The sequence below is a fragment of the Bacteroides sp. AF34-31BH genome, assembly GCF_003602795.1.
Classification (GTDB): Bacteria; Bacteroidota; Bacteroidia; order Bacteroidales; family Bacteroidaceae; genus Bacteroides; species Bacteroides uniformis.
This window is the reverse complement of sequence record NZ_QTLV01000002.1, coordinates 512,776-522,334: the sequence shown is the minus strand read 5'-3', so window position 1 is coordinate 522,334 and position 9,559 is coordinate 512,776. Positions and strand designations below refer to the sequence as shown.

11 protein-coding genes are annotated in these 9,559 nt (G+C 43.6%); 10 read left to right on the top strand and 1 reads right to left on the bottom strand.

Annotated features, from left to right (window positions below):
- The first annotated feature begins 4 nt into the window (after nucleotides 1–4).
- The 10 genes from DWZ67_RS05725 to DWZ67_RS20055 all read left to right on the top strand — a co-directional run bounded on the left by DWZ67_RS05725 (nucleotide 5) and on the right by DWZ67_RS20055 (nucleotide 7,753).
- Complete coding sequence (locus DWZ67_RS05725) at nucleotides 5–1,138, top strand: glycosyltransferase family 4 protein (RefSeq protein WP_005837271.1); 1,134 nt, start codon at nucleotides 5–7, stop codon at nucleotides 1,136–1,138.
- Between the two features lie 33 nt (nucleotides 1,139–1,171).
- Nucleotides 1,172–1,963: a glycosyltransferase gene (locus DWZ67_RS05720; protein ID WP_005837270.1), complete on the top strand. Its 792-nt coding sequence runs from the start codon at nucleotides 1,172–1,174 to the stop codon at nucleotides 1,961–1,963.
- 85 nt (nucleotides 1,964–2,048) lie between these two features.
- Nucleotides 2,049–2,183 (top strand): hypothetical protein, encoded by a 135-nt coding sequence (locus DWZ67_RS20565; RefSeq protein ID WP_005837269.1) that lies wholly within the window; start codon nucleotides 2,049–2,051, stop codon nucleotides 2,181–2,183.
- A gap of 59 nt (nucleotides 2,184–2,242) precedes the next feature.
- Nucleotides 2,243–2,509 carry a hypothetical protein gene (locus DWZ67_RS05715; RefSeq protein ID WP_191857951.1) on the top strand — a complete coding sequence of 89 codons (267 nt, stop codon included), beginning with the start codon at nucleotides 2,243–2,245 and terminating at the stop codon, nucleotides 2,507–2,509.
- 15 nt (nucleotides 2,510–2,524) lie between these two features.
- Nucleotides 2,525–3,754: a DegT/DnrJ/EryC1/StrS family aminotransferase gene (locus DWZ67_RS05710; RefSeq protein ID WP_005837268.1), complete on the top strand. Its 1,230-nt coding sequence runs from the start codon at nucleotides 2,525–2,527 to the stop codon at nucleotides 3,752–3,754.
- Nucleotides 3,738–4,325 carry a sugar transferase gene (locus DWZ67_RS05705; protein ID WP_005837266.1) on the top strand — a complete coding sequence of 196 codons (588 nt, stop codon included), beginning with the start codon at nucleotides 3,738–3,740 and terminating at the stop codon, nucleotides 4,323–4,325. Before DWZ67_RS05710 ends, DWZ67_RS05705 begins: the two co-directional genes overlap by 17 nt.
- Nucleotides 4,326–4,479: 154 nt before the next feature.
- The gene (locus tag DWZ67_RS05700) at nucleotides 4,480–5,526 is read left to right on the top strand and encodes an NAD-dependent epimerase/dehydratase family protein (protein WP_191857952.1); all 1,047 of its coding nucleotides are present in this window, start codon (nucleotides 4,480–4,482) and stop codon (nucleotides 5,524–5,526) included.
- Nucleotides 5,527–5,563: 37 nt separating this feature from the next.
- Nucleotides 5,564–6,907 carry a nucleotide sugar dehydrogenase gene (locus DWZ67_RS05695; protein WP_120138343.1) on the top strand — a complete coding sequence of 448 codons (1,344 nt, stop codon included), beginning with the start codon at nucleotides 5,564–5,566 and terminating at the stop codon, nucleotides 6,905–6,907.
- Nucleotides 6,908–7,116: 209 nt separating this feature from the next.
- Complete coding sequence (locus DWZ67_RS05690) at nucleotides 7,117–7,620, top strand: HU family DNA-binding protein (RefSeq protein WP_005827604.1); 504 nt, start codon at nucleotides 7,117–7,119, stop codon at nucleotides 7,618–7,620.
- Nucleotides 7,621–7,660: 40 nt separating this feature from the next.
- Nucleotides 7,661–7,753: a smalltalk protein gene (locus DWZ67_RS20055; protein ID WP_005837261.1), complete on the top strand. Its 93-nt coding sequence runs from the start codon at nucleotides 7,661–7,663 to the stop codon at nucleotides 7,751–7,753.
- Between the two features lie 68 nt (nucleotides 7,754–7,821).
- Here DWZ67_RS20055 and asnB read toward each other — a convergent pair whose 3' ends face one another.
- A complete protein-coding gene (asnB, locus tag DWZ67_RS05685; protein WP_120138341.1) occupies nucleotides 7,822–9,549 on the bottom strand; it encodes an asparagine synthase B in 1,728 nt (575 codons plus the stop codon).
- Between the last annotated feature and the right edge of the window lie 10 nt (nucleotides 9,550–9,559).

The following is a 9,559-nucleotide window of genomic DNA, read 5'->3' as shown; positions in this document are numbered from 1 at the left end:
CAATATGATTATCGGAATAAACATGATTGCTCTCCCTGCTCAAAGTGGAGGAGGACCTTTTCGTTATTTTCAGATGCTTCTCAAAAAGATTGCAGAATATGAGTTAATAGATGTAAGCTTTATTATATACAAGCAAAAACAAATATCTATAGAATATCTTGCTGTTCCTTCTTCTCTAAATGTAGAATACGTGGATGTCCCCAATTTGGGATTTGGCATAAGGCGAATATTGTTTGAACAAACTTTGTTCTATTTATATTTAAAGCCTTTAGATGTTCTTTATAGCTACTGTACATCAATGCCTTTGTTGGCTCGTTGTAAGAAAGTATTCACGTTGCATGATGTATATTATTTGACAACTAAAGAAAGATACGGATTTCTTCAGAGAACTTATTTAACTTGGATGACGAAACTTTATTGCAAACTGTGTGATACCGTTTTGACTGTTTCTGAATTTAGCTATAATGAGATTCGTAAATACCTGAAAGTTCCTGAAGATAGGTTATTTATTACGTATAATTTTATAGATAATAATACAACTGATCCCAAAAGACCAGACAAACTCGAAGATGTTAATGGTAGAAAGATTGACATGGATAAACCGTATTTTTTTTACGTAGGAGATTTACAACCAGGGAAGAACATTAAAGGAATGGTTGATGGTTTTGTCAAGTATGCAAATACTCGTTCTGATATACAACTTATAATTGCAGGAAAGTCTTCTTCCTATGGTCAAGAAATGAGCCATTACATTAGCAACTTTGATAATGTGTTCTATCTCGGATATCTTTCGCGTAACGATGTAAATTGGTTGCTGAAGAATTGCAGTGGTACAGTATTACTTTCTTTCTGTGAAGGTTTTGGCATTCCTCCTCTTGAAGGTTTTGGATATGGAAAACCTGCATTGACCTCAAATATGGCAAGCCTTCCTGAAGTAGTTGGCAGAGCTGGAGTCAAAATAAATCCATACAAGATAGATGAAATAGCTTTCGGGTTTAAGACTTTGGAAGAGCAGTATCTCGAATACGTCCAAAATATTCCAGAACAGCTTGCAAAGTTCAGCCCTATTAAATCCGCAGAAAGCTTTATGGATGCCCTTAGAATAAACTATAAGCCATATAGCTGTATGAACATGTGAGAATTGTCTATGCTACATAAAATAGCCGTAATTATGTCGCTTTATAAGAACGACAGATTTGAATTTGTAAAACTTTCGGTTGAGAGTATTCTCAATCAGACGTATAAACATTTTGACTTCTATGTGCAATATGATGGCCCTATTCGCGAAGAGGTAGATAGTTATCTATCTGGTTTGGAGGATGAGCGCATGAGGATTCAGAAGCGTGCAGAAAATAAGGGATTGGCACAATCACTGAATGATTTGCTCAATATCGTGATGTCTGCTGGTTACGAGTACATCGCTCGTATGGATGCTGACGATATTAGCGAGCTGAATCGTTTTGAGAGACAGATACAGTACTTTGATGAGCATCCAAAGGTAGAATGTCTTGGTACTTGGGCTGTGGAGATAATGGGTGATGGTGGTGAGTACTACCGCAAGCAGATGCCTGAGAGTCATGAGGACTGCAAAAAACTGTTCCGCAAGCGCGACTGCATGATTCATCCTACGGTCATTTTTCGACGTTCGTATATTGAGAAATCGGGATTGTATTCGCTGGACACTTACTTTGGTGAAGATACTATGATGTGGGCGCAAGGATTTGTGGCAGGTTGTGTGTTTGCTAATGTACCTGAATATCTGTTTAGGTTTCGATTGGATGATAACTTCTTTAAGCGTAGAAGGGGTTGGAAGCATGCTAAAGGTATCTTCACACTTCGCCATAAGGTGAACAAAATGTTACACTATGGTGTAATGGCAGATTTTTGGGCGTTAGCGTACGCAGGAGCTAAGATGATGCCGATATGCATGTTGAATGTGATTTATAAGACAGCGAGAAAGTAGGTTGCGAATGAAAGAATTATACTTCGAATTTATATGAGGCATTTGGGAGCTATGAGTTTGTCTTTCTTATAAATGACATAAAGGTATGTGCAACAAAATAGTGGAAGTCAAGGTGGACAGCTTCATCTTTCTTAGATTATGTGGCTTCACTGATATGCGTTGCAAATACGGTCGTGTGTTGTCCGTCATTTGTGAACAATTGTATCGTGAGCCAATGTGAGGATGCAACTTGTTGAATATGTTTCTTTGATCAAAGAAACATATTACAAACATATTCCAGTGAATAAAGAAGAGTTTGGAATACATGTATCGTATCTTTATAATCGTCGCCAAGATTATCATCTGAATGGCATTGCCGGAGGAATAACTTATTCCCCTTCTATATTGCCCAATATGAAATTAATTGTAAAAATTGTAGAACATGATTCACATGACATTTTAGTTGGTGCGAATTATCTTTTTTTTCGTTATTTTTCTGTGCAAGCTATGATGCAGGAAGGAAAACATTTTTCTTGTGGCCTTACATATTTGATTCATTTAAAATAGTTTAATATATAAATTATGAAAATTCCATTTTCGCCCCCTTATATTGACAAGGCAGTAATCAACGAAGTCGTTGATTCGTTACGTTCAGGCTGGATTACTTCCGGTCCTAAAGTGAAAGCATTGGAAGAAGAAATCAAAGTGTTTTCCGGTGCTAAAGAAGTGCTTTGTGTAAACTCTTGGACTTCGGGTGCCATTATGATGCTCCGCTGGTTAGGAGTGAAGGCAGGTGACGAAGTGATAGTGCCGGCATATACCTATAGTGCTACAGCATTGGCTGTGCTTCATGCAGGTGCAAAGCCTGTTATGGTAGATTCCGGAACAGATTTTAATATCTCTGTAGAAGCTATCCGCAATGCTGTTACACCGAAAACTAAAGCCATTATTCCGGTAGACATAGCAGGCTTCCCTTGCGATTATGACCGTATTATGCAGCTGGTCAACGAACCGGAAATACATGATTTGTTTCAAGCCTCTTCTCCCGTTCAGGAGAAATTAGGGCGTATCCTTGTCATGAATGATGCGGCACATTCTTTGGGCGCTTATTATACTAGAAATCAACGTACAGGATGTGAAACTGATATTGCGATTTTCTCTCTTCATGCTGTTAAGAATGTAACAACAGCAGAGGGTGGGGCTATCTGTCTGAACTTGCCCGAACCGTTTGATAACGCGGAACTTTATAAAGAACTCCGCATGATGAGCCTGAATTGCCAGACTAAAGACGCTTTCTCCAAATCGAAGGCTGGCGGTTGGCGTTATGATATAGTCGGTTTGGGAATGAAAATTAATATGGCGGATGTTAATGCGGCTATTGGTTTGGCACAGATCCGCGAATATCCCGAATTGTTGAAAGAACGTAAAAGGGTGTTCAATATCTATTCGGAAGGGTTTGCTGATTGTGACTGGGCACTTCTTCCTCCTTCTGTGGATAGGGAAAAAGAGAGTTCATATCACATCTATGCGTTACGTATCAAGGGATTTACTGAAGAACAACGTGACCGCATGATTGATGAAATAGCCAAAAGTGAAGTCGCCGTAAATGTCCATTTTATTCCGATGCCGATGCTTTCCTTTTTTCATTCATTGGGTTATGATATCAAGGATTATCCGCAGGCATACGAGAACTTTAAAGGCGAAATTTCCCTGCCTATTTATCCGCAATTGAATGAGGAACAACTTCAGTTTATTATAAAAGTCGTAAAGAAGGCATATTGTAAAGTTGTCAATAATGATTCGCTTCTTTGATATTCTTTTCTCTTTTTTAGGAATCCTCTTCCTGTTTCCTGTCTTTTTGTTTTTGTATATTGCCATTCGTCTTGAAAGCAAAGGTGGTGGCTTTTATAAACAGCTGCGCGTAGGGCGTAACGGCAAGGATTTCTATGTCTATAAGTTCCGTTCGATGCGTATTGGTTCTGACAGACAGGGATTGATAACGGTAGGTGGACGTGATCCGCGAATCACTCGCATAGGTTATTTTATCCGCAAATATAAATTGGATGAACTACCTCAGTTGTTCAATGTCTTGAAAGGAGATATGAGCTTGGTTGGACCTCGTCCTGAAGTTCGGAAGTATGTTGACCTCTATACGGATGAACAAAGAAAAGTCTTGTCCGTGCGTCCGGGAATTACTGATTATGCATCTATAGAATACGTGGATGAAAATACAATATTGGGACAGGCAGAAGATGCGGATAAAGTGTATGTGGAACAGATAATGCCGGACAAGATACACTATAATATGAAGTATATTGAACATCGTTCGGTAATGGAATATTTCAAGATTATATTTCTGACAATATGGAGTATTGGCCGTTGATTAGGTATCTTATTAGGATAATGAAATGGTTATTTGTGCCTTACTGTCTATGGCATAAGTAACCTTTCTTTTTATGTACTTATTTTCGCGTGTATTTCTTTTTTTATTCTCTATCTGTAATTGCGCGAAGCACATTAATCCATCAATCATAAACATGAACGTGTTAGTAACTGGAGCTGCCGGTTTTATCGGTAGTAATCTTTGTATGCGCCTATTGGAGGAACTGTCCGATACCCTTGTAGTGGGTTTGGACAATCTGAATGCTTATTATGATGTGAATATCAAGCGATGGCGGTTGGAGCAATTGACCGGGTTTAGAGAACGGTTTGTTTTTATCAAGGGAAGTATTGCCGATAAATCACTTGTCGATAAGATATTTGATGAATATCAGCCGCAAATCGTTGTGAATCTGGCAGCACAGGCGGGTGTGCGCTATAGTATTACCAACCCAGATGCTTATATTGAAAGTAATCTGATAGGCTTTTATAATATATTGGAAGCTTGCCGCCATTCGTATGATGAGGGCAGGGAGGGGGTAAAACATTTGGTCTACGCTTCTTCATCGAGCGTGTATGGTTCGAATAAAAAGGTGCCTTACTCTACTGACGACAAGGTGGATAATCCGGTGAGCCTCTATGCTGCTACAAAGAAGAGTAATGAACTGATGGCGCATGCTTACTCTAAACTTTATGATATTCCGTCCACAGGCCTCCGCTTCTTTACGGTATATGGTCCCGCAGGTCGTCCGGATATGGCTTACTTTGGTTTTACCGATAAGTTGCTGAAAGGTGAGAAGATTAAGATATTTAATTATGGGAGCTGTAAGCGCGACTTTACGTATGTGGATGACATCGTAGAAGGCGTGATGCGTGTGATGGCAAAAGCTCCTGAACGTAAGGTGGGTGAAGACGGTCTGCCTGTACCGCCTTATAAAGTTTATAATATAGGCAATAATCATCCTGAAAACCTTCTGGATTTTGTCCGAATATTGCAGGAGGAACTGATAAGGGCAGGTGTATTGCCTGCAGACTATGACTTCGAGGCGCATAAGGAATTAGTTCCGATGCAACCGGGTGATGTGCCGGTGACTTATGCGGATACCTCTGCTTTGGAACGGGATTTCGGTTTCAAACCAAGTACTCCGCTTCGGGAAGGCCTCAGAAAGTTTGCCGGATGGTATAAGGACTTTTATATGGAATAATCCATTATTGATTTTATGATAACCCAATTGAATTGACATGAAAGATTTTGAGAAACTGCGAATAGCCGTAGCCGGTACCGGATATGTAGGACTGTCTATTGCGACACTGCTGGCACAACATCATAAAGTGACTGCTGTGGATGTGGTACCTGAAAAGGTGGAACTGATTAATAATAAGAAGTCGCCTATTCAAGATGAATATATCGAGAAGTACCTTTCGGAAAAGGAACTCAATCTGACGGCTACGCTGGATGGCAGGTCTGCCTACAAGGAGGCCGACTTTGTGGTAATAGCGGCACCTACCAATTATGATCCTCAGAAAAACTTCTTCGATACACACCATATAGAAGATGTGATAGATCTTATCCTTGAGGTGAATCCGGATGCCGCGATGGTGATTAAATCAACCATTCCCGTAGGGTATTGCCGTTCGCTTTACGTGAAGTATGCCCCAATGTTCCAGTATAAGCCGGAATTGAAAGGAAAGAAATTTAACCTGCTTTTCTCTCCGGAGTTTCTAAGGGAGAGCAAAGCACTTTATGATAACTTGTATCCTTCGCGTATTATCGTTGGTTATCCGAAGATGATTGATTTGGAAGGCCGGGTGTCAGCGGAAGAGAATGCGGCAGTTCGTGCTATCGGAAATCCTGAAGCGGAAGAACTTGCACGTATATTTGCCCGGCTGCTGCATGAGGGTGCATTGAAAGAGAACATCGACACGCTCTTCATGGGCATGAAGGAGGCAGAGGCGGTGAAGCTCTTTGCCAACACTTATCTGGCACTGCGTGTGTCGTATTTCAATGAACTGGATACATATGCCGAGATGAAGGGGCTGGATGCGCAAGCCATAATCAATGGTGTAGGTCTGGATCCCCGTATCGGTACACATTATAATAATCCCTCTTTCGGTTATGGTGGGTATTGTCTTCCCAAGGATACCAAACAGTTGCTTGCCAACTATAACGATGTGCCTCAGAATATGATGTCGGCAATTGTGGAGAGTAACCGTACGCGTAAGGACTTTATAGCCGATAGGGTGCTGCACATTGCCGGTGCATACGGAAGTAACAGTGTATATGATGCGGAGAAAGAAAAGGAGGTGACCATTGGTGTATTCCGGTTGACCATGAAGTCAAACTCGGATAATTTTCGCCAGAGTTCCATTCAAGGGGTGATGAAACGTATCAAGGCTAAAGGTGCCAAGCTGGTGATTTATGAACCTACATTGGAAGATGGCAGTACTTTCTTCGGTTCGCTTATTGTGAATGACTTGGAGGAGTTTAAACGTATCTCGCAGGCCATTATTGCCAACCGCTATGACGCATGTTTGGATGATGTGGCTGACAAAGTCTATACGAGGGATATTTTTAAACGTGATTAAATAAGGTATCTTATTTATATCTGTTTCATGAAGAGATTCTTTGTTCAGCATCAATTATCTTATAATTAACACTTTATCTCTTTTCTCAGAAAAACTACTCCCAAGCACCTTTTTTCTTTGGCTACATAGTTTTTAATCCTCACCTTTGCATCGTTGATCAACGAAACGTGTGAATAGGAAAACGAATTTAAATCTCTAAAGAAAAAAGTATGAGTGTAATTTTTAGGACGGTGGAGAGACCGTCGGACCCCAGGGTTGAAAACTCTCCCAAGAAGTATTATCCGCAGTTGGTGACATTGGGGCAAAGCGTGGATTTGGCGTTTATTGCACAGAAGATGCAGGACCGCTCTTCTCTGTCTATCGGTGACATCAAGAGTACGATGCAGAACTTTGTGGAAAAGCTGAAAGAGCAGTTGCTGGAAGGAAAGACGGTTAATATAGCCGGGCTGGGTGTCTTTATACTGGCAGCCAAATCGAAAGGTGAGGAAAAGGCTGATGACGTGACAGCCAAGAGTGTGGAGAGCGTCCGTATCTGTTTTCAGGCGAATAGGGAACTGAAGATATCGAAGGCTGCTACCCGCGCTGGAGAAAGGCTGGATTTGGTGAGTTTGGATGATTATCTTAAGGGGAAGACTTCCACAGATGGCGGCTCCGGTTCGGAAGGAGGAGGCTCGGATTCGGATGGAGACCAAGGTGAGAATCCACTGGGATAACGGTAGCTATGAATTATTAATCAGATAATGGATAATCTTTATGAAGAAAACGTGGAATGTGATTTTGAAACTTATTATTGCCGTAGCGAGTGCTGTGGCAGGTGTGATTGGCGGACAGACAATGATGTTTTAGTCCGATAGGATTTGATAAATAAAAAATGAGAAGAGCTGCTGGCAGGAAATCTGTCGGCAGCTCTTTTTTTAATCCTTGTATGCTTCTTCGTGTACCCCCGCTACTGCTCGTCCGCTGGGGTCGTTCTTTCCTTGGAAAGAGGCGTCCCATGCCAGCGCTTCGGCGGTGGAGCATGCCACACTGGGTACGCTGGGAACACTCCGGGCTGCGCTTTCACTGGGGAAATGCTCTTCGAAGATGGTGCGATAGTAATATTCTTCCTTGTTTTGCGGGGTATGTATCGGGAAGCGTTCGGCTGCACGTGCCATCTGTTCGTCGCTGACGGCAGCGGCGGTGACGGCTTTCAGTGTATCAATCCAACTGTAGCCCACACCGTCGGAGAACTGTTCTTTCTGCCGCCAGGCAACGCTCTGAGGGAGCATGTCGGCAAAGGCTTCGCGGACTACTTTCTTTTCTATTTCCTTGCCGGGGCACATCTTGACTGCCGGATTGATGCGCATGGCAACATCCAGGAATTCTTTGTCGAGGAAGGGGACACGTCCTTCCACTCCCCAGGCTGCAAGGCTTTTGTTGGCACGGAGGCAGTCGTACAGATGTAGTTTGGAGAGCTTGCGCACGGTTTCTTCGTGAAAGGCTTGCGGTGTGGGCGCCTTGTGGAAGTAAAGGTAACCGCCGAACACCTCGTCTGCACCTTCGCCGCTGAGTACCATCTTGATGCCCATGCTTTTGATGACACGCGCCAGCAGATACATGGGGGTGGAGGCGCGGACAGTGGTTATGTCGTAAGTCTCAATGAAATAGATGGCGTCGCGGATAGCATCGAGGCCTTCCTGAACGGTATAGTTTATCTCGTGATGCACGGTACCGATATGACGGGCCACTTCGCGGGCTTTAATCAAGTCGGGAGCACCCTTCAAGCCGACGGCGAAGGAATGGAGCTGCGGCCACCAGGCATCTGCCTTGTTGTCTGTCTCGATGCGTTTGGCGGCATATTTCTTGGCGATGGCAGAGATGACGGAAGAATCGAGTCCGCCACTGAGCAGGACACCGTAGGGGACGTCGGACATCAACTGGCGCTGTACGGCGGCTTCAAGGGCGTCGTGCACAGCCGTGACTTGTGTGCTGTAGGCTGTCCGGCCTATCGAAGCCGGCGCGGCATTGCGTTCGGCGGCAGGAGTGTAGTTGTCCTTCACAGCGGCATAGTCCATCCAGTCGCGGGTGTACCAGCGGTGCATCTTGCCCTCGCTCCCACGGTAGTAGTGGCCGGGAAGGAAAGGCTCGTACTCGTCGCAGAAGCCCTCAAGGGCTTTCAGCTCACTGCCGAAGTAGATGTGTCCATCCTTGTCGCGTCCTATATAAAGGGGTATCACGCCGATGGGGTCGCGGGCGATGAGGTAATCGTCCGTCTCTTCGTCATAGAGGGCAAAGGCGAAGATGCCGTTCAGCTCTTCGAGGAAGCGGATGCCTTTGTCTTTGTAAAGGGCAAGGATGACTTCGCAGTCGGAACCTGTCTGGAAGGCGTATTTTCCGGCATAGCGGGCACGGATGTCACGATGGTTGTAAATCTCGCCATTGACGGCAAGCACCTGTTTGCGGTCGGGTGAATACAAGGGTTGTCCACCGGATTCCGGGTCGACAATGGAGAGGCGTTCGTGGGCGAGGATGGCGGAGCCGCCTACGTAGATACCACTCCAGTCCGGTCCGCGATGACGGATTTTCTGTGCCATCCGTAGCGCTTTGTTTCTCAACTCAGGAGTTTGAGACTGTATGTTGAAGATTCCTGCTATTCCACACATGAGAATTAAA

What these genes read in the sequence shown, in the direction of transcription:
- DWZ67_RS05725 (WP_005837271.1), top strand. Translation starts at nt 5, where the DNA reads ATGATTATCGGAATAAACATGATTGCTCTCCCTGCTCAAAGTGGAGGA.
- DWZ67_RS05720 (WP_005837270.1), top strand. Translation starts at nt 1,172, where the DNA reads ATGTCGCTTTATAAGAACGACAGATTTGAATTTGTAAAACTTTCGGTT.
- DWZ67_RS20565 (WP_005837269.1), top strand. Translation starts at nt 2,049, where the DNA reads ATGTGCAACAAAATAGTGGAAGTCAAGGTGGACAGCTTCATCTTTCTT.
- DWZ67_RS05710 (WP_005837268.1), top strand. Translation starts at nt 2,525, where the DNA reads ATGAAAATTCCATTTTCGCCCCCTTATATTGACAAGGCAGTAATCAAC.
- DWZ67_RS05705 (WP_005837266.1), top strand. Translation starts at nt 3,738, where the DNA reads ATGATTCGCTTCTTTGATATTCTTTTCTCTTTTTTAGGAATCCTCTTC.
- DWZ67_RS05700 (WP_191857952.1), top strand. Translation starts at nt 4,480, where the DNA reads ATGAACGTGTTAGTAACTGGAGCTGCCGGTTTTATCGGTAGTAATCTT.
- DWZ67_RS05695 (WP_120138343.1), top strand. Translation starts at nt 5,564, where the DNA reads ATGAAAGATTTTGAGAAACTGCGAATAGCCGTAGCCGGTACCGGATAT.
- DWZ67_RS05690 (WP_005827604.1), top strand. Translation starts at nt 7,117, where the DNA reads ATGAGTGTAATTTTTAGGACGGTGGAGAGACCGTCGGACCCCAGGGTT.
- DWZ67_RS20055 (WP_005837261.1), top strand. Translation starts at nt 7,661, where the DNA reads ATGAAGAAAACGTGGAATGTGATTTTGAAACTTATTATTGCCGTAGCG.
- asnB (WP_120138341.1), bottom strand. Translation starts at nt 9,549, where the DNA reads ATGTGTGGAATAGCAGGAATCTTCAACATACAGTCTCAAACTCCTGAG.